Raw genomic sequence first — 18,421 nt, forward strand, 5'->3', positions numbered from 1 at the left:
AAATGCGCAGGTTCAACACCTGCGCAACTGCGTTCGGGATCAGTCCTTCTGATCGCGCAGGACGTTGCCCGATGCGCCATCGATACGGAATTCGTACACCGCGCCATCAGCCTTGCGCCCTTCCCCTTTCCAATAGCCGTCGTTGTCGGCCTCGATTTCGTAGACCTCGACATATCCGGCCTTGGTTTTTACGGTTTCGATGGCCTTTTCGATGGTGATCCATCCTGCGCCCGGGCGGTCGGCCAGCGCCGCGCCGGCACTCAGGAGACTGGCGGTAGCGACGAAAGCAGCCAAGGTTCTTTTGATCATTTTTTCACTCCATTTGTGGATAGTGTTAACGGGATGTCCTGGTTTTTGGGGGATCCTGGCGTTAAAAAGTTCCACGTTTGATGGGTAAATGACATGACGCTTGTTCTCGGCACCTTCCCCTCAAGGTTAGAATGCGGGAAATCAGGATGAGTCAATGACCCAGAACACCCTCTCGGAAGCCGATTACGATGCGATCACCGATGCCGCCGCGCATTGGTGCATGCGCCTGCACGCCGTCGATTGCACCAACGAAGAGCGCCAGGCGTTCGAGCAATGGCGCAATGCACACCCGCTTCACGCGTTCGAGTATGAGGCGATGCTGGAGATATGGGACGTCGCCGAGCACCTGCCGCGTCCGGAAACTGCACCGGTCTTGCCGATTCGCCAACCGGTCAGATCGTGGCGCCAGTACGCCGTGGCGGCTTCTGTCTGTGCACTGGCTTTGCCGCTGGCGGCCTGGACCGGATGGAACCTCGGCTGGCTGCCTGACAGCTATCAGCATTTCGCGGCCACCGACAATGTCCGCCATGTCACCCTGGAGGACGGCAGCCAGGTCGAGCTGAACCTCAACACCGAGCTGACCTTCAGCAATTACAAGGACGAGCGTCACGTCACCCTGAAAAAAGGCGAGGCGTTTTTCGAAGTCAGCCACGACCTGAACCACCCGTTCATCGTCAGGGCCGCCGAAGGCAGGATTCGCGTGACAGGCACCCGTTTCAACGTCTGGATGTATGAGGATCAGGTGAAAGTCAACCTGATCGAGGGCTCTGTGCTGGTCACCGGCAATTCCCGTCTGGGCGGTGACGGCTTGCGTCTGGGCCCCTCGATGCAGGCACGCTACAGACACGGCGACGACATCCCGCAAATCAGCCAGACCTATGCCAATGACAACTCGCTGGCCTGGCGCAGCGGCAAACTGGTGCTCGACAACCTGTCGCTGAACGAAGCGTTACCGCAAATCAACCGGTATCTGGACAAACCCTTGATGCTGGCCGACAACGCCACCGGTTCGATCCGCGTCGGCGGCATTTACAACATCAAGGAGCTGAACAGCTTCGCCAGTTCTTTGCCGAAAGTGTTACCGGTGTTCCTGACCCGCAACAAGGACGGCAACCCGGTGATCAACCCGATCCCCCAGCAACCGCCAAAAAACTGAAGGCCGTTCCCGTGAGGGAGCGGCCTTCTGCCTTTGCGACTGTCGACGGATTAAACCGCTGATTACTGCGCTGCGACTTTCCCCGCCTTTTCCAGATCATCGCGCACGGTCTGCACCTGATACTGCGGATCGGCCTTGATCTGCTGTTCGGTGAAAGGCAACACGCTCCACTGCTTCTTCGAAAAAGCCTCGGTCTGATCCCGGGAATACTTCGACGCCGGATCGCTGGACAGCGAAAACGCCAGCAAGCCCTGGGCATGCGGACCTTTATCGTCGAACGTTACGACTTGCAGATAACTGGTCCCGCTGACCACTTCCAGCTTGCCGTCTTCACGAGGCACGCTCTGGATGGCGTTGTAGATGCCCAGCGTGCCGGGACCACCGTGAATCGGCGTTTGCTGGCCACCACTGCTGACCACCTGCACATCGCCCCAACGGGTTTTCTCGGTCAGGCCCATTTTGGCGGCAGTTTCGGCCGACGCCAGCATCGCCTCGCGCAATGCTTTGGCCACTTCGGGCTTTTCAACGGCCAATCCACGCGGGGTGCGCTGCGCATCCTTCGGATCGAACGCCACGCGCCAGGCCTGCGGCGACTCCTGCATCGCTTGCATGATGCTCTGGAAATGCACCAGCCCGACGCCCGACTCCAGATTCGCCCGGCCGTCCCACGCTTTCAGGCTGCTGCACACCGATTTCAGCGCCGCTTCAGACTGCGAAGCGCAGAATTTCAACAGATCCGGTACGACCTGAGTCGCCAGAAACACCTGATCGTCCATCACCATGTGTTGCAGATCCTGCACCGACACCGGGCCTTTTTTACTCAGGGTCGCCAGTCGATCCAGCGCGAAGCGCGCACGCAGGCCCAGTGGTTGCCCATCCTGACTGATCAACGGCGAAAAACCGGTCAGCGGTTGTGCCGGGTTGGCCAGCCAGGCCGAATCGTTGGAATGCTGAACGAAGTCCTTGCGCAACAGCTGCGGCAATTGGCTGGAAGCGTAAATGCCCTTCTGCGCGGCTTGCGGGTCGATGTCCCAGGTGCAGGCGCTGTTGGAACCGTCGAGCACGATCATTTTCAGACCGGCGCGCGGGTCGCTGCACCTGGCCAGTTTGTCGGCACTGACGTTCGGCACCACCGACAGGTTCATGTACAGCGTCTGGCCCTTGTCGTCCACGGCCAGGGTGTTGACCCACGGGATGCCCTGGATGGTGTGCACCGAATCCTGCAGATCCTTGAGATTGCCGGCGCGGTTCATGGCGTACCACTGTTTCAGCACCCGATCATTGTCGAGGTTCGCATCGCGCAGGCTATAGGCGTACTGGTTGTCCCAGTCGAGCTTGCCGGGCCACTGCACGATCGGGCCGAACTGTGAGCTGTAGACGTCACGAGAAACCGGCACCACCTGGCCGTCCGCCTGTTTGACCTGCACGGTGACCGTCTGCTTGCTCATCGGCAAGGACTGGCCGTCGAGCAGGTAACGGGTCGGATCCTTCGGATCGAGTTGCAGGCGATACAGGGTGAAGTGCTTGGACGAGTCGACAGTGTGGGTCCAGGCCAGATGCTGGTTGAAACCGATATTGATCATTGGCAGACCCGGCAGCGCTGCGCCCATCACATCCAGTTTGCCCGGAATGGTCAGGTGCATCTGATAGAAGCGCATGCCACCGACCCACGGGAAATGCGGGTTGGCCAGCAGCATGCCGCGGCCATTGAACGAACGCTCGCTGCCCACCGCCACCGCGTTGCTGCCACGGTCCAGTGCGAAGCGTTGCAGGCGCGTGTCCGCCAGTTGATAGGCCCGCGCATCGTTTTCAATCTTCGCAGTGGCCTGCGGCGGAGTAGCACCCGCCAGGGCTTCGGCGAACTGGCCGACACCGCCCTCGACCAACAGACGACGGGTCAGCTTCACCAGATCTTCGGCGGCGATATCGCGCACCCATTCACCCTGGCACTGTTGCGGCAGACCCTGCTGACGGCGCTCGGCCAGATATCGGTTGTAACCGGCGGCGTAACCTTCCACCAGATCACGCACTTCGACCGGCTGCGCTTGCCAGAAGGCACTGACTGCCTGCGGCGTATTGAGCCATTGGAAAAAGACGTCGCTGACACGGTTCTCGCGCTCTTCGACCGTCAATTGTTCCGGCCCGAAGTAGCGCGAACGCTCGCCGTTGACCGTGACGATCTCGTTGGCCAGCAGGCACAGATTGTCCTGCGCATAGGCGTAACCGATACCGAACCCGAGACCGCGTTCGTTTTCCGCACGGATGTGCGGTACGCCAAAACCGGTGCGACGGATATCCGCGCCGGTCTGGCCGGAAGGACTGAACGCCTGTGCCGGCAGACTCAGCCCGAGAAAGAGGCCGGCAAGGGTCAGTCCGGTGAAATGCCTGGAAATAGTCACGCTCGCTCCTGATCGAAATGCTGTAGAGCGAACCGCCCGCCACCGTGAACACGTCGGGCCCGGCTCGCTCTGAAATCACCCACGCGTCACGCGCAATGAGTCTGTCCAGAAAACGAAGCCGCGGGAAAAAAATTTAGTCGGTCACACACCCGTTTCGTGCCGCAATCACGGGGAAAAGACAAAACCACGACAAATTTTCTACATTTTCCGCTTCATGATTTGTCGAGCTGAAACGTCTTGTTTAGAGAGAGCACGAAAAACCTTTCCTGATCAGGCTCTGAAAGGAGTAATCGCATGTACAACCCACCCCTACCATCGGAAGGTAGCCAGACCCCACAAGGAGCGCACATGGGTTCACACGCCGACGTATTCGGGCAACGGGTCGAGCGTCACGGCAATGAACGCATCCGTATGCTGCTTAAAAGCTTCGGCCTGCGCACCAGCCTGATTCGCCTCAAAGTCATCGACACCCTGCTGGTCGCCGCCGAGGACGACCGTCGTCTTGGTGTGCGTGGTGTTCACAGCCAGTTGCTGGATCTGGACATTCCCTTGTCCTTTCTCAGCGTACGTGAAGTGCTCAAGCGCCTGTGCGCCGAAGGCGTGATCACGTTCAACGACGACAAGAGCTACAGCCTCCATCCCCAGGCTGCCGCCGTGCTCAACCACGATTGAAGCACGCGGCAGACGCTGTCAGGGCTTGACCTTGCGGCGCATCACGCCGTTGATTACCACAACCACCACCGCCACACCGATGGCGATGTACTGAAATGTTTGCTCGCTGAGCTTGCCGGCGTTTTGCAGCCAGGACAGGCCGAGCATGATCAGCAGTACGGCGAGGGCGATCAGAATCGAATATTTCAAGCGTTGCTTCTGGGTCATTACAGGTTCCTGAACCGTTGGAATGTATCGGGTTTGTATCGGGGTTGATGCCATGCGCATACCGTTTGACGGGGATGCGCCGCTGTAAACGGGGTCTCATGTTACAGCCGATGAAGAGCTTTGGCTTCAAACGGCATTAACCATGAGGATCCTTGAAATGCTGCGTCGAATCACCTGGCTGATTCCTGTCCTTGCACTGCTTACCCTGAGCGGCTGCATCATCTTTCCCCACGGCGGCTGGCATGGCGATCATCGCCACTATGCGCCGCAAGGTCCGGGCTACTATTACCATCGTTGATTCAACTCGCGGGAAGGATGCCAGCGTCCCTTCACTCAAATGCAACAACTGATTTAGTGTCAGCCGAAATGCCCACAGGAATGTGGGCATTTTTCTTAAGAATCTATTCATTATCTTGTCAGGCAATTCGCCCTTGCGAGTAGGCATCCCGACTTGTGCAACATCACGCAACCCCCCGTCATAGAGCGTCACAGCATTCATGTAGGAACAGTCTGACCCCGCCTCTACCCTTTGCGCTCTCTCTCGAATCTCGTGGAAGCGTATGCAAAGGACTCTCATCAATCTCTCGCCCCGGCAAGCGCTCGGGTTCTGTCTCGCCATCATGCTGTTCGAATGGCTGACCTACATGGCCAGCGACATGGTCATGCCGGCGATGCTGACCGTCACTCGGGATCTTGAAGCCGATGCCCGTCATATCCCCAACGCGTTCAATCTTTACCTGATCGGCGGTGCATGCCTGCAGTGGCTGATCGGGCCTCTGTCCGACCGGTTCGGTCGACGCCGGTTGTTGCTGGCAGGTTGCGCACTGTTCAGCGCAATGTGCGCAGCGACAGTGCTCGCGCCCGGCATTGAAACGTTCAACGCGTTACGGCTGCTGCAAGGCATGGGACTGGGCTTTGTGGTGGCTGTCAGCTATCCCGCGCTTTCAGAAGTATTCTGCGAAGCTGATGCCGTACGCCTGATGGCGCTGCTCGGCAATGTGGCGCTGCTTTCGCCGCTGATCGGTCCCCTGCTGGGCAGCCTGTTGCTGGAATGGCTCAGCTGGCGCGAACTGTTTATCGGCCTGGCCACGGTTGCGGTACTTGCATGGACCGGACTGTACGTCTGCATGCCCGAAACCATCGGCGTGGTCCGTCGTGATGGTACTCAGCAAGCGCCCATGGCCTTTTCCCTTCGCCAGATCGGTGTTCGATACCTTGCGTTGGCGTGCAACAAAAACTTTCTCGGGACCTGCGTTGCACTTGGCCTGATGAGCCTGCCGCTGATCGCCTGGATCGGTCTTGCACCGCTGTTGCTGATCCAGTCACTGGGGCTGACAACGCGGGAATATGCCCTGTGGCAGATACCGGTCTTTTCAGCCGTCATTCTCGGCAATCTGATTCTCGACCGGTTGCTGCCCACACGTGAATTGCCGCAATTGATTCGCCTGGCACTGTGGCCGTACTGCCTGGGGCTGCTGACCCTGGTGGCAGTCGCCATGACCAGCCTCCCTCTGATCGCGCTGATTGCCGGCCTCGCGCTGTACGCCGTAGGCCTGGGCATGAGCAACGCGGCTCTGTATCGGTTGGCGCTGTTTTGCAGCGATGACAGCAAAGGTCTGGTTTCGGCCGCGATCGGCATGATTTCGATTGCCGTGATGGGTGCCGGTGGATCGTTGATTGCCGCTGTCGGCGGCGGCCATCGCCTCGAATTCTTCGCGCTGTGGGCCGCACTCGGCGGCCTGCTGTCCCTGCCCTTGCTCAATCGGTTTCTGCCTGCTGCGCCAAGGCCGACCGTTCAACATAACGATAAGGACGTCTGATGTTCCATTTCCCCAACAGCGACGCGCTCTGCGCGTTGACGCAACCCTATTGCCCGGATTCCGTGCCAGACGGGCTGTTCGACCAGGCCATGACCGAGATCAGCCGTTTCCACAGCCAGCACACCCCGGGCTACGAGCACTGGCTGAAAGCCAACGGGCTGACCGTGGACGATCTGGACAGACTCGACGACTGGTCGCATCTACCGCCGATTTTCGCCAGCTTTTTCAAGCAGCACCCATTGCTCAGCCCCACCGGTACCCACGCGCTGGAGCTGACCTCCTCAGGCACCAGCGGGCAGAAAAGCCGCATGCGTTACGACGAACGCAGCCTGAGCGCCGCCCAGTACATGGTCGAACGCATCTTTCACCATTATGGCTGGAACAACCCGCAAACCCCGTGCAACTACTTGCTCTTGAGCTACGAGCCCGAGGGCACGATCAGCCTGGGAACCTCCTTTACCGACCAGTTCCTGTGCCGGTTCGCGCCCGTCAACCGGGTGACCTACGCCCTGCGCCATACCGGCAGCGGCCATGAGTTCGACAGTTTCGGCGTTATTGCAGCGCTGCAATCATTCGCCGAAGAAGGACTGCCGGTGCGGATTCTCGGCTTTCCCGCCTTTCTCTGGCAGACCCTTGAACGCATGCGAGCCACCGGCGTTCGCGAACTGCAACTGGCACCGGACTCGTTGGCGCTCTTCGGGGGTGGCTGGAAAACCCATGCCGCGCAGGAAATTCCCCGTCAACAACTGTACGAGCGCATGCACCGACAACTGGGGCTCCAAGTCACCCGCTGCCGCGACGGTTACGGCGCGGTCGAGCATCCGGTGCCTTACCTTGAATGTGCTCATCATCATTTCCATGTTCCCGTCTATTCGAAGGTCTTCGTGCGCAATCCATCCGATTTCACGGTTCTGCCGTATGGCCGTCAGGGCTTGCTGAGTTTCGTTTCGCCTTACATTTCATCGAGTCCGGCCCATGCGGTAGTCATGAGCGATCTCGCCACCCTGCATCCGGGCGCCAATTGTGGCTGTGGTCTGTCTGCAGACTGGTTCGAATTGCACGGCCGCGCCGCGACCACGGCCGGCAGAAGCTGCGCCATGGCCGCTTCCGAATTGCTGGGGAGGCACTGACATGTACCTGATCAACGGACAGCTGCATGCCGACTGCCGGCTCGCCGATGCACTGGATCAACTGAACCTGGACCTGCCACAGCGCCTGGGTACGGCACTCCGGCGTGCGACAGTCATCGATGCGGTGGCCGCTTTCGCCACACGACTGCAAGATCCGGATTTCAATCGGCACCTCGATCCCGACCACCGGCAGTCCCTGATCCAGTTCTGCCAGCCTGAGGCGTTGAACCGCAAGCTGACACGCGAGCTGGGTGAGCAACCGGATACCTTGCGCCGCATCGACTACCGCCAATCACGCTTCGAACGCTGGAGCCCGCTGGGCCTGGTGGTTCACATCACGCCAGGCAATGCGCCCCTGCTGGCGTTCTGCGCCGTGATCGAAAGCCTGCTGGCCGGCAACGTCAATTGGCTACGTCCCAGCAGCAGTGACGAAGGACTGACAGCCCGATTGCTGCATGCATTGGCGCAGTGCGACGCTACCGGTCAAATAGCCGGCCACGTCGCGGTCATCCCGGCAACGACTGCGCAAATCGGCCAACTGTGCCAATGGGCCAACGGCGTCTCCGCCTGGGGCGGGGAAGCGGCCCTGCAAGCCATCCGTCAACAACTCCCGGCAGGATGCCGCTGGATCGACTGGGGTCATCGGATCAGCTTTGTTTACCTGACGCCTCAGAGCGCGTCGCCAGAGGCGCTGGATGCGCTGGCAGACGAAGTCTGTCGTCTCGATCAACAGGCCTGCTCCAGCCCGCAATGGCTGCTGGTGGACAGCGATGACGAGGCTGATCTGCGCAGTATCGGCGATGCTCTGGCAGAGGCGTTCGACCGTCGGGCACACCAATGGCCGACCCTGACGCCTTCAATTCAGGAGGCTTCGCAAATCACCACAGTGAAGGCGATGGCGCAACTGGCTCACAGCTTTGTCGGCACCACCGGTCACGTCTGGGAGGCACCAGGCTGGCGGGTGATCTGGACGCATGACCGCCAACTCGGTCCCTCGCCGCTGTTTCGCACTGTGCTGCTCAAACCGCTGCCCCGCGCGCAAATCACCCGTACGCTGTTGCCCTGGCGAAACGCGCTGCAAAGCTGCGCCCTGATCTGCACCGAACACGAGACGGCAGAATTGACGCAAACGTTGATCTCGGCGGGCGTCACGCGAATCGCCCCCGCGGTATCGATTCACGAAGGTTACGAAGGCGAACCCCACGACGGCGTCTATGCCTTGCAGCGCCTGAGTCGACGGGTGTCGGTCAGCCTGCCAGTTGCGACGCTGTCTACCTGTGCCACGCTTGATCCGCTACCGGCACCGCCGTGCATCGCAGGTCGCCCGATCATGAACAAGGAAACGTTTGTCACCCGCCCGATCAATCCGGCGGCCCGCCTGTACTTCCGCTCCGGGGGCAGCAGCGGCGTTCCGGTGTTGTCGGGTTTCAGTTACCGCGATTTTGATCGGCAAATGCGTGCCGCCGCCGACGGGCTGTTTGCCGCAGGCCTCGACCCGGCCCACGACCGCGTGATGAACCTGTTCTTCAGTGGCGGGCTGTATGGCGGCTTCTTCAGCTTTTCCAAAGTGCTGGAGCTACTGGGTGTCACTCATCTGCCGATGGGCGCGCCCGCCGATGATGATTACCGCGAAATCGCCCGGATGATCATCGATCAACGTGTCACCACGCTGGTCGGCATGCCTAGCACCCTCCACCGTCTGTTTATCAACGAACAAGCCCGATTGCGTGCCTACGGCGGCATCGAAAAGGTCTTTCTCGGCGGTGAACATCCCGGTGAACAGAGCCGTGCATTAATGCACAGCTGCGGTGTCAGGCTTATCCGTTCGGCCATTTACGGCAGCGTCGACGCCGGGCCGCTCGGCCATGCCTGCCCGGCAACGTCTGATGGCGTATTCCATCTGATGAGCGATATTCAACACCTGGAAATCGTCGCATTTGAAGCCGATCAGCCGGTGAATGGCGATGAAATCGGCCGTCTGGTGTTCACCTCGATAGAACGACAAGGCCAGGACGTTCAGCGATACGACCTTGGCGACAGCGGCCGCTGGATACCCGGCCGGTGTCCATGCGGGCTGCTGGCTCCACGCTTCGAGCTGCTGCAACGTCACGGCCGGCTGCTGCGCATCGGCACGGACTTCATCTGTCTGGAAACACTGGCTCGGCATCTGCAGGTCGAGTTCCAGCTGGTCCTGGAGCACGCACCCGACGGGCTGGAGCGGATGCGGTTTCGCAGTTCGCTGCCCGCCCGCGAAGTTCATGACCGCCTGCTGGATTACCCGACGCTGGCGACCCTCATCCGCACGGGACTGCTGACGGTGGACGCAGAACGCTGTGCGATCGATCAGTTCGCCCGAAACAAACACAGCGGAAAGACGCCGCAGGTGATCGACAACCGCAGCGTGGTCCCGCCCACTGACTTGCAAGGAATGCAACATGAACACAAGGATTGAGTTGAACGAGCTCGTGGCGTTTGCCCGTCGCCATTCAAGCTTTTACGCAGGCCACTTCGCTGATGTGCCCGAGCACGTCACTTCGCTGGCTGAATTGCCGGTGATCGATCCCGCTGCCTACTGGGAGGGCAGCGAGGATCTCGACCACTGGCCTGCACTGACCGGTTCTCTGGAAAACGCACTGGTATTCAAGACGGGGGGAACCACCAGCGCCGGCAAATTCTCGATTTTCCGGCGTGAGGAATGGCAAACACTGGTGACGGATTTCGGTCGCAGTCTCAGCGGCCAGTTGAACGCGGGCGACCGCATCGCCAACCTGTTTTTCGCTGGCGACCTCTACGCCAGTTTCATCTTCACCCACGATGCGCTGGCGCATGTGGAAACGGATATCGTCGAATTTCCGTTCACCGGTCATGTCGACTCGGCCATCCTCGCCGATGCCGTCGTTCGGCACCGAATCAATGTGCTGGCCGGACTGCCCGCCCATTTGCTGACCTTTGCGGCCTGGCTTGAGCAGCACGGGCGGGTACTCGAGGGCGTGACCACCCTGCTCTACGCCGGGGAAAGCCTGTTCCCGGCACAGCTGCGACGATTGGGCCGTGTCTTTCCCGGTGCGCGCATTGCGTCTCTGGGCTATGCCAGTGTCGACGCCGGTTTCATCGGCGCCAGTCAACGTGACTGCGCGTTGGGCGAACATCATGCGGCTGACAACCATAGCGTGCTGGAGATTCTCGACGAAGAAACCGGAGAGGTGATTGACGGGTGCAACCGGGTGGGACGACTGGTGGTGACCAACATGACCCGTCGCTTGATGCCCTTGATTCGATATCCGGTCGGCGATCGTGCCTGTTGGCGAGAGCCCGGTAATGTTCCCCGGCGCAAATTCGCGTTGATGGGACGCTGTGCCGACAGTCAGCGGGTTCGTGTCGGCGTACTGACCCTCCTGCCTCAGGCCATCGGCCAAACCGTACAGCGGATTACCGGCAGTGAAGACTGGCAACTGGTGATCGAACAGGAAGGCACAAGGGATATTCTGCGCCTGAGCTGGGTACCGGATGCCCTGTCTGCGACGGGTGAGCAGGCAGACCGGTTACTGCACCGTGCGTTGATCGAAGCCTATCCATTGATCGAAGAATTGAGCACCGGGCATTTGCTCGAATTGCAGATCCGGCGCTGCACGATTCAGTCACTGTCACGCCATCCACGGTCAGGTAAACAGCAGCGTGTAGTCGATCTGCGGGTATACGACAATCTGCACCGGGAGGACCGTTGATGGAAACCCTGATCCTGCGCAGTTACCGTAACAGCGACGCCCGTGCCGTCAGCCAACTTTTCAGAAAGGTCTACGCCAACCAATACGCTCAGCCCCATGTTTACCTGCCGCGCATGATCACGCAGAACCATGTCGGCGGTCGCTGGCATTCATTGGTGGCGGTGTCGGAGGGGAAAATTCTGGGGCACGCGGCATTGATTCGCGACAAGGAGTCGCGCATCGCCGAACTCGCATTGAGCGTGGTGGATCCACAGAGTCGTGGCCAGAAAGTTGCCACCCGACTGAGCCGGCAATTGCTGATTCATGCCCAGGCGCTCGGATGCCACGGCGTGACGATCAAGCAGATGACCCATCATCCCTACACGCAACGGATGGCCGCCCGTCTGGGGTTTCACAACACCGGGCTGCTACCCGATCATGCCCCTTCGCCCTTTGGCGAACCGGTGCCGGAGTCGTTGGTGCTCGGCTATCTCCAGATCGACGGATACCAGCGACCGTTGCCAAGCCTCGCATGGCCGGATGGCTGTCGCGAGTTCATGCAGCAGATGGTCGACAAGTTCGGGACACGGGACAACCCATCACCCTGGGTCGGCGACCCCATACAACTGGATCAGCGCTGGGGGCGCTATGACGGCTTATTGGAATCGCTTGACGACGGATTGCTCAAGCAACTGCAGCAGTTGCCGGACCATTGGCTGATTTCGATCAGGCTCAGACTCGCGCAGGGTTTCGACAGTGCCTGGCGCCAGTTGTCGACCATGGACTTCACCTTCACCGGGCTGGCGCCCGATGAAAAAGGCTCGGGATGGCTGGCACTGTTTCATCGCGGGTTCCAGCCAGGAACGCTGACCTTGCACTGTCCGCGGATGCAACGTCTGCAGGCAGACATGCGGCGTCGGGAACTCAATGTGCCATGAACGACGAGGCCCGCTCCGTTAACCGGGCGGGCCTGCGTGATCACGCCTTGGCGCTGACACCCTTGTCGGTAGGAGGCTTGCGCTCCCCACCCTGACCATAAGTCTGCAGGTTCTGCAGCACATAAATGGCTTTCTTGTACTCGGGGATCAACGTATTGGCGTACTTGTTGCCCTTGAGATTGTTGTTCTGGATGGTATCCAGTTGCGTTGCGAAGTACTCCAGCGCATTGAACTTGGCGTCCGGATCCTTCTGAATGCCGAAGCGATCAAACTTGTCGCCGGCGTTGAGCAGAGTAATGGACGTGACTTCGGAAATCAGGCCACGGCTGCGCAGCATTGCACTGAGGCTGCCCAATTGTTTGGCCGAAACATTGGTGGGATCGAAACCCTTGATGTTCTTGTGCAGCCCCTGCTTGTCCATCTCGGCGATGCTGATTGCGTTGGGATCGTTGCCGACCATAGCCAGCATCTGCTTGACCTTCACGCTTTGGGAAACCGGTTTGCTCGAGCTTCCTGTGTCTCGAACCAGCAAACCCGCCTTGGGTTGCCAGGCACCGGTATAGCCGATAGTCATGAGCAGGCTCCTTGCGAGGAAAACATGAAAAATTCCTTGTTGGACGACTTTTGAGTTGCCCGGAGTATCGGCCGGCAAACTAATGGCACCAACTCCTTTCTGCACTTTTTTACAATTTTCGTACATTCACGATACAAACCGACAACAGCCCCGGAAATACGGGACCAGAGCGTTCATGACAATGTGATGAAAGTGGGTTTATCGCTCTAATGTTCGGGACAGTCAGTTCTCGTGTATCAGGCCGGATACGTTCCATCGGTCGGGATTGCATCTTTTAGGACGCAAGTACCTAAAGCTTCCCGACGTCGCGACGATACGTTAGGAAACCCGCGCTGTTTTTCCCCTCCCCACAATAAGAATCCCTGCTCAAGGACCGGTTTCCATGCCCGCATTCCGCACCATTCAGGCTCGCTACACGCTGTTTCTGGTTCTGTTCATTCTGTTGTTGTCGGTGCTGACCGTGGTTGGCATCAGCCAGCTGGTCGCGCCCAAGCTGCGCCATACCGAAGAACAGGTGGTGCTCAATCGCATTGCTGAAGTGGCCGAGCAGATCCAGGGCGAACTGAACAAGGTCCAGGCGCAACAGCGCAGCATCACCCAGACCATCCCGCTGCTCGACAGCGCAGCCATCGACACCGTGTTGCCGGGGCTGGTGGATCAATACGGCGAGCTCAAAGTATTCGGCGGCGGCATCTGGCCGTTGCCCGGCCAGCGTGAGGCCGGACGCAACAAGTTCAGTACGTTCTGGCACCGTGATGCCTCCGGCAAACTGGCGGTAAACACCTTCTGGAACAGCGACGCGGCGCCCAACTATTACGACCAGAGCTGGTACAAGGGCGGCATGCAGACCCCGCGCGGCCAATGCGCGTGGGCTGCTGCCTATAAAGATGACGCCAGCGCCGAACCGCGCACCAACTGCGCCATGGCCATCCAGAAAAACGGCAGCGCCTGGGGCGTCTCGACCATCGACGTGACATTGGGCTTCTTCAACGATCTGGTGGCGCGCAAGGAAAAAGACCTCAACGCCGAAATGCTGATCGTCGAGGCCGACGGCAAGATCATCAGCAACAGCTCGCGCATCAGTGGCCCGATCGTGCTGAAGAACATCAGCGAACTGGCCGGTGGCTCGACCTTCGCCAGCCAGGTCAAGGCCGGGCTGCAAAACCGCGAGCAAGCGCAGCGCGTCGAATTCGACAACAACGGTGAAGCCAGCACGTTCTTCATGCGTCCGATCGAAGGCACCCCATGGTTTCTCGCCACCGCGCTGCCGACCAAAATGCTCACCGCCCAGCGTGATGACGTGCTCAGCAGCCTGAGCCTGTTGCAGATACCGTTGGTGATCCTGCTGGTGCTGCTGCAGGTCTACGCGATTCGCCAACTGGTTTCGCGCATGAAAGCGCTGAAAGCCAACATCGATTCGCTGTCCAGCGGCGATGCCGACCTGACCCGGCGCATCACCATCCGCGCTGAAGATGAACTCGGTGCCATCGGGCACTCGGTCAATACCTTCATCGCCTACCTGCAGAACATGATCGGCGAAGTCACCCAGGCCACCGGCGCCATGGCCTCGAGCCTCGACAACCTGCAACGCACCTCGGCGCACACCAGCCAGATTCTGCTGCGCCACGCTTCGGAAACCGATCAGACGGTTACCGCGATCAACGAAATGAGTTCGACCGCCGAAAGCGTCGCGCAAAATGCTGCCGAAACCGCCGCGTTCACCCAACGCGCCAATGAAAACGCCGATCGCTCGCGCGTGGTGGTTGGCGAAGCGTCAAGCAGCGTGGTGGCGTTGATCGACGAAGTGGCCAGCGCCACCCACAAGGTCGAAAGCATGCAGCAGGACGCCCAGCGCATCACTGAAATCCTCGGCGTGATCGGCGCCATTGCCGGCCAGACCAACCTGCTGGCGCTCAACGCTGCGATTGAAGCGGCCCGCGCCGGTGAACAGGGTCGCGGTTTTGCCGTGGTAGCGGACGAAGTACGAGCCCTCGCCGCCCGCACCCAGGCCAGCACCTCCGAAATCAACGAAATGTTGACCCGTCTGACCCAGGGCGTGAGCTCGTCGGTCAGCGCCATGGAAAACACCCAGGCCAGCTGCCAGTCGGCCGCCGATGCCACGGCGCGAGTCAACAGTGGCCTCGACGAGATGGCCGGCTCCGTCAGCCACATCAACAGCCTCAGCACCCAGATCGCCACCGCCGCCGAACAGCAAAGCGCGGTCACCGAAGAGATCAACCGCAGCATGGTGCAGATCCGCCACATGGTTGATGAGCTGGTGGAAAGCGGTCAGGCCAGCGAACTCAACACCCGCCAGTTGCTGGAAGCCAACAGCCGGGTCAGTGCGATCATGGGGCGCTTCAAGGTTCGCTGACCGTTTTGTCATCTTGCGCTCAGTGGCCTGTCAGCTTTGATCTACGATCATGTTGGCAGGCCTGCCTTGTATCACTTGGAAACACTCCGTTGATGCCTGGCAGGAAAAACCGGTCAAAATGCCTTCCTTTTTTGACCGTTCCTCCTCTGAGCCGAGAGCCCTCCATGCGAAACCATCTGCGTCTGGCCGCCCTGAGCGCCCTGTTCATCTCCTCCCTGGCGCAAGCCGCCGACCTTATCCCGATCGAAGTCCACCGCGACGCCAACTGTGGCTGCTGCAAAAAGTGGATCAGCCATCTGGAAGCCAATGGCTTCAAGGTCGAAGACCACGTCGAAAGCGACATGAGCAGCTTCAAGCAGCAACACGGCGTACCGCCACGTCTGGCGTCCTGTCACACCGCCATCATCAACGGCAAATTCGTCGAGGGTCATGTACCGGCGGAACAGGTGCTGGCCCTGAGCAAGCGTGACGACCTGCTGGGCGTTGCCGCACCGGGCATGCCGATGGGCTCGCCGGGCATGGAAATGGACGGCATGAGCGATGCCTATCAAGTGATCGGCCTGAAGAAAGACGGCGCCGATGTGGTGGTGGCGGATTACCCGGCCCATTGATGACGGCGGGTTATCTCGGGCTGTTCCTGGCGGCGTTCGGTGCGGCGACGCTGTTGCCGCTGCAATCGGAAGCCGTGCTGGTCGGGCTGCTGGTCAGCGATCGTTACTGGCTTTGGGGGCTGCTGGCCGTGGCGACGCTGGGCAATGTCCTCGGTTCACTGGTGAACTGGTGGCTGGGGCGCGGGCTGGAACGCTTTCAGGACCGGCGCTGGTTTCCGGTCAGCCCCAGGCATATGGAGCGAGCCCGCGTTCACTATCAGCGTTACGGTCACTGGTCGTTGCTGCTCAGTTGGCTCCCGGTCATTGGCGATCCGCTGACGCTGATCGCCGGCGTCATGCGCGAACCCCTCGGGCGATTTCTGTTGATCGTCACCCTCGCCAAAGGCGCCCGCTACGGGGTGCTGGCGATGCTCACCCTCGGCTGGCTCGGTTGAACGATCGGGCCCGGGGATTGCCTGTGTTTAACGTCGCCCTAATCCGGCCGTTCCAGCATCGGCCGATTTCTTGTGGAGTTGTCCTATGTCCGTATCGCTGACCCGCTGGCTGCCCGGCCTGCTGCTGACCGCCGCCCTGCCCCTGCTCGCTCACGCCGAAGGCCCGCAATACGGCCCGCAATTGCAGGGTTTCGAGTATCCCTACACCCTCAAGCACTTTGCCTTTCAGTCTCAGGGCAAGTCGCTGCAGATGGGTTACATGGACGTCGCCGCCCACGGCAAGGCCAATGGGCGCACCGTGGTGCTGATGCACGGCAAGAATTTCTGCGGCGCGACCTGGGACAGTTCGATCAAGGCCCTGAGCGAAGCCGGCTACCGGGTGGTTGCCCCGGATCAGATCGGTTTCTGCACCTCCAGCAAACCCGATCACTACCAGTACACCTTCCAGCAATTGGCGGCCAACACCCAGCAATTGCTCAAGGCGCTGGGCATCCAGAAGGCCACCCTGTTCGGCCACTCCACCGGCGGCATGCTCGCCACCCGTTTCGCGCTGCAATACCCGGATCAGGTCGAGCAACTGGCATTGGTCAACCCGATCGGCCTGGAAGACTGGAAAGCCCTTGGCGTGCCTTACCGCAGCGTCGATCAGTGGTATCAGCGCGAACTGAAAGTCACCGCCCAGGGCATTCGCGACTATGAACGCACGACCTATTACGACGGCCGCTGGAAACCCGAATTCGACCGCTGGGTGGACATGCTCGCCGGCCTGAGCAACGGTCCGGGCAAGACTCAGGTCGCATGGAACTCGGCGCTGATCTACGACATGATCTTCACCCAGCCGGTGTACTACGAGTTCAAGGACCTGAAGATGCCGACCCTGCTGCTGATCGGCATTTCCGACACCACGGCCATCGGCAAGGACATTGCGCCGCCGGAAGTGAAGGCGAAAATCGGTCACTACGAGGTGCTGGGCAAGCAGGTGGCGAAACTGATTCCTCAGTCCACGCTGGTGGAATTCCCCGGCATGGGCCACGCCCCGCAGATGGAAGAGCCGGCGAAGTTCCACGAGGCGCTGCTGGGCTGGCTGGACAAAACCAATCCCGTTCGTTGAAGAGGTAACGCTGATGGCGGTGCAGATTGCGGTGATCGATGACTGGCAGGACGTCGCGCGGGGCGTAGTCGACTGGTCGGTGCTCGACAGTCTCGGCGAAGTCACCTTCGTCCATGAGTACCCGGCGGACAACGCCACGCTGGCCGAACGTCTGGGCCGGTTCGAAGTGATCTGCGTGATGCGCGAACGCACACGCTTCGACGAAGACCTGCTCAAACGCTTGCCGAACCTGAAGCTGCTGGTCACCGGCGGCATGCGTAACGCGGCGCTGGATATGCCGGCCGCGGCCCGCCTCGGGATCAAGGTCTGCGGCACCGACAGCTACAAACACGCAGCGCCGGAACTGACCTGGGCGCTGATCATGGCCGCCAGCCGCAATCTGCTGAACGAGGCCAACGCCCTGCGCGCCGGCCAGTGGCAGCAAGGTCTGGGCGGCGACCTGCACGGCAAGACCCTGGGCATCCTCGGGCTCGGCAGCATCGGCCAGCGGGTGGCGCAGTTCGGTCAGGCGTTCGGCATGCGCGTCATCGCCTGGAGCGAAAACCTCACCGCCGAACGCGCCGAACAGGCTGGCGTCACCTATGTCAGCAAGCAGCAATTGTTCGAACAGGCTGACGTGCTGTCGGTGCACCTGGTGCTCAGCGATCGCAGCCGGGGCCTGGTCGATGCCCAGGCGCTGGACTGGATGAAGCCGACCGCCCTGCTGGTCAACACGGCGCGCGGGCCGATTGTCGACGAAGCGGCGCTGATCAAGGCTTTGCAGAAACAGCGTATCGGCGGTGCGGCCCTTGACGTGTTCGATCAGGAACCGCTGCCGGCACTGCACCCGTTTCGCACCCTCGACAATGTGCTGGCCACGCCTCATGTCGGCTACGTCAGCCGCCAGAACTATGAGTTGTTCTTTTCGCAGATGATCGAAGACATTCAAGGGTGGTCAGCCGGGGAACCTATCCGCCTGCTCAACTGAGTCATCTCGTCTTCG

Annotated in this window: 17 protein-coding genes; 13 read left to right on the plus strand and 4 right to left on the minus strand. The window is 60.4% G+C overall.

Features of this window, described 5'->3' with window-relative positions; genetic code table 11:
• Positions 1–39: 39 nt before the first annotated feature.
• Positions 40–309, minus strand: coding sequence for a PepSY domain-containing protein (locus AC07Y2_RS13040; protein ID WP_039768157.1), 270 nt, complete (start codon positions 307–309; stop codon positions 40–42).
• A 154-nt stretch (positions 310–463) separates the two neighbouring features.
• Here AC07Y2_RS13040 and AC07Y2_RS13045 point away from each other — a divergent pair, with 154 nt between their 5' ends.
• Entirely contained in the window at positions 464–1,465 is a 1,002-nt protein-coding gene (locus tag AC07Y2_RS13045) for a FecR family protein (protein ID WP_039768155.1), read from the plus strand.
• A 62-nt stretch (positions 1,466–1,527) separates the two neighbouring features.
• On the opposite strand, the gene pvdQ is transcribed toward AC07Y2_RS13045, so the two are convergent.
• On the minus strand, positions 1,528–3,864 hold the full coding sequence (gene pvdQ / locus AC07Y2_RS13050) for a bifunctional acylase PvdQ (RefSeq protein WP_103386145.1): 2,337 nt from the start codon (positions 3,862–3,864) through the stop codon (positions 1,528–1,530).
• 294 nt (positions 3,865–4,158) lie between these two features.
• Here pvdQ and AC07Y2_RS13055 point away from each other — a divergent pair, with 294 nt between their 5' ends.
• Positions 4,159–4,536 carry a fe2+ zn2+ uptake regulation protein gene (locus AC07Y2_RS13055; protein WP_074690934.1) on the plus strand — a complete coding sequence of 126 codons (378 nt, stop codon included), beginning with the start codon at positions 4,159–4,161 and terminating at the stop codon, positions 4,534–4,536.
• Positions 4,537–4,554: 18 nt separating this feature from the next.
• Here the strand turns inward: AC07Y2_RS13055 and AC07Y2_RS13060 are convergent, their stop codons facing one another.
• Entirely contained in the window at positions 4,555–4,743 is a 189-nt protein-coding gene (locus AC07Y2_RS13060) for a hypothetical protein (RefSeq protein ID WP_039768149.1), read from the minus strand.
• Positions 4,744–4,900: 157 nt separating this feature from the next.
• On the opposite strand from AC07Y2_RS13060, the gene AC07Y2_RS13065 reads away from it, so the two are divergent.
• The 6 genes from AC07Y2_RS13065 to AC07Y2_RS13090 all read left to right on the plus strand — a co-directional run bounded on the left by AC07Y2_RS13065 (position 4,901) and on the right by AC07Y2_RS13090 (position 12,335).
• On the plus strand, positions 4,901–5,041 hold the full coding sequence (locus tag AC07Y2_RS13065) for a hypothetical protein (protein ID WP_178081266.1): 141 nt from the start codon (positions 4,901–4,903) through the stop codon (positions 5,039–5,041).
• A gap of 262 nt (positions 5,042–5,303) precedes the next feature.
• The gene (locus tag AC07Y2_RS13070) at positions 5,304–6,563 is read left to right on the plus strand and encodes an MFS transporter (protein WP_052266544.1); all 1,260 of its coding nucleotides are present in this window, start codon (positions 5,304–5,306) and stop codon (positions 6,561–6,563) included.
• A complete protein-coding gene (locus AC07Y2_RS13075) occupies positions 6,563–7,693 on the plus strand; it encodes a LuxE/PaaK family acyltransferase (RefSeq protein ID WP_103386146.1) in 1,131 nt (376 codons plus the stop codon). Before AC07Y2_RS13070 ends, AC07Y2_RS13075 begins: the two co-directional genes overlap by 1 nt.
• A gap of 1 nt (position 7,694) precedes the next feature.
• The gene (locus tag AC07Y2_RS13080; protein WP_103386147.1) at positions 7,695–10,145 is read left to right on the plus strand and encodes an aldehyde dehydrogenase family protein; all 2,451 of its coding nucleotides are present in this window, start codon (positions 7,695–7,697) and stop codon (positions 10,143–10,145) included.
• Complete coding sequence (locus tag AC07Y2_RS13085; protein ID WP_103386148.1) at positions 10,129–11,418, plus strand: phenylacetate--CoA ligase family protein; 1,290 nt, start codon at positions 10,129–10,131, stop codon at positions 11,416–11,418. The genes AC07Y2_RS13080 and AC07Y2_RS13085 overlap by 17 nt, the downstream gene beginning before the upstream one ends.
• Positions 11,418–12,335 (plus strand): GNAT family N-acetyltransferase, encoded by a 918-nt coding sequence (locus AC07Y2_RS13090; protein WP_074690929.1) that lies wholly within the window; start codon positions 11,418–11,420, stop codon positions 12,333–12,335. The genes AC07Y2_RS13085 and AC07Y2_RS13090 overlap by 1 nt, the downstream gene beginning before the upstream one ends.
• A 40-nt stretch (positions 12,336–12,375) precedes the next feature.
• On the opposite strand, the gene AC07Y2_RS13095 is transcribed toward AC07Y2_RS13090, so the two are convergent.
• Positions 12,376–12,909: a hypothetical protein gene (locus AC07Y2_RS13095; RefSeq protein WP_039768142.1), complete on the minus strand. Its 534-nt coding sequence runs from the start codon at positions 12,907–12,909 to the stop codon at positions 12,376–12,378.
• Between the two features lie 382 nt (positions 12,910–13,291).
• Here AC07Y2_RS13095 and AC07Y2_RS13100 point away from each other — a divergent pair, with 382 nt between their 5' ends.
• The 5 genes from AC07Y2_RS13100 to AC07Y2_RS13120 all read left to right on the plus strand — a co-directional run bounded on the left by AC07Y2_RS13100 (position 13,292) and on the right by AC07Y2_RS13120 (position 18,406).
• Complete coding sequence (locus tag AC07Y2_RS13100; protein WP_085667104.1) at positions 13,292–15,283, plus strand: methyl-accepting chemotaxis protein; 1,992 nt, start codon at positions 13,292–13,294, stop codon at positions 15,281–15,283.
• Between the two features lie 164 nt (positions 15,284–15,447).
• Positions 15,448–15,894, plus strand: coding sequence for a DUF411 domain-containing protein (locus tag AC07Y2_RS13105; RefSeq protein WP_007957572.1), 447 nt, complete (start codon positions 15,448–15,450; stop codon positions 15,892–15,894).
• Positions 15,894–16,328: a YqaA family protein gene (locus tag AC07Y2_RS13110; protein ID WP_085667105.1), complete on the plus strand. Its 435-nt coding sequence runs from the start codon at positions 15,894–15,896 to the stop codon at positions 16,326–16,328. Before AC07Y2_RS13105 ends, AC07Y2_RS13110 begins: the two co-directional genes overlap by 1 nt.
• A gap of 85 nt (positions 16,329–16,413) precedes the next feature.
• A complete protein-coding gene (locus tag AC07Y2_RS13115; protein WP_103386149.1) occupies positions 16,414–17,439 on the plus strand; it encodes an alpha/beta fold hydrolase in 1,026 nt (341 codons plus the stop codon).
• A 13-nt stretch (positions 17,440–17,452) separates the two neighbouring features.
• Complete coding sequence (locus tag AC07Y2_RS13120) at positions 17,453–18,406, plus strand: D-2-hydroxyacid dehydrogenase family protein (protein WP_103386150.1); 954 nt, start codon at positions 17,453–17,455, stop codon at positions 18,404–18,406.
• Positions 18,407–18,421: the final 15 nt, after the last annotated feature.

It is taken from the genome of Pseudomonas sp. GW456-12-1-14-TSB6, assembly GCF_059424205.1.

Bases quoted from the DNA above. Each gene is read 5' to 3' on its own strand.
- AC07Y2_RS13105 (WP_007957572.1), top strand. From the start codon at position 15,448: ATGCGAAACCATCTGCGTCTGGCCGCCCTGAGCGCCCTGTTCATCTCC.
- AC07Y2_RS13080 (WP_103386147.1), top strand. From the start codon at position 7,695: ATGTACCTGATCAACGGACAGCTGCATGCCGACTGCCGGCTCGCCGAT.
- AC07Y2_RS13100 (WP_085667104.1), top strand. From the start codon at position 13,292: ATGCCCGCATTCCGCACCATTCAGGCTCGCTACACGCTGTTTCTGGTT.
- AC07Y2_RS13065 (WP_178081266.1), top strand. From the start codon at position 4,901: ATGCTGCGTCGAATCACCTGGCTGATTCCTGTCCTTGCACTGCTTACC.
- AC07Y2_RS13075 (WP_103386146.1), top strand. From the start codon at position 6,563: ATGTTCCATTTCCCCAACAGCGACGCGCTCTGCGCGTTGACGCAACCC.
- AC07Y2_RS13060 (WP_039768149.1), bottom strand. From the start codon at position 4,743: ATGACCCAGAAGCAACGCTTGAAATATTCGATTCTGATCGCCCTCGCC.
- AC07Y2_RS13055 (WP_074690934.1), top strand. From the start codon at position 4,159: ATGTACAACCCACCCCTACCATCGGAAGGTAGCCAGACCCCACAAGGA.
- AC07Y2_RS13085 (WP_103386148.1), top strand. From the start codon at position 10,129: ATGAACACAAGGATTGAGTTGAACGAGCTCGTGGCGTTTGCCCGTCGC.
- AC07Y2_RS13090 (WP_074690929.1), top strand. From the start codon at position 11,418: ATGGAAACCCTGATCCTGCGCAGTTACCGTAACAGCGACGCCCGTGCC.
- AC07Y2_RS13070 (WP_052266544.1), top strand. From the start codon at position 5,304: ATGCAAAGGACTCTCATCAATCTCTCGCCCCGGCAAGCGCTCGGGTTC.
- AC07Y2_RS13045 (WP_039768155.1), top strand. From the start codon at position 464: ATGACCCAGAACACCCTCTCGGAAGCCGATTACGATGCGATCACCGAT.
- AC07Y2_RS13120 (WP_103386150.1), top strand. From the start codon at position 17,453: ATGGCGGTGCAGATTGCGGTGATCGATGACTGGCAGGACGTCGCGCGG.
- AC07Y2_RS13095 (WP_039768142.1), bottom strand. From the start codon at position 12,909: ATGACTATCGGCTATACCGGTGCCTGGCAACCCAAGGCGGGTTTGCTG.
- AC07Y2_RS13115 (WP_103386149.1), top strand. From the start codon at position 16,414: ATGTCCGTATCGCTGACCCGCTGGCTGCCCGGCCTGCTGCTGACCGCC.
- AC07Y2_RS13110 (WP_085667105.1), top strand. From the start codon at position 15,894: ATGACGGCGGGTTATCTCGGGCTGTTCCTGGCGGCGTTCGGTGCGGCG.
- AC07Y2_RS13040 (WP_039768157.1), bottom strand. From the start codon at position 309: ATGATCAAAAGAACCTTGGCTGCTTTCGTCGCTACCGCCAGTCTCCTG.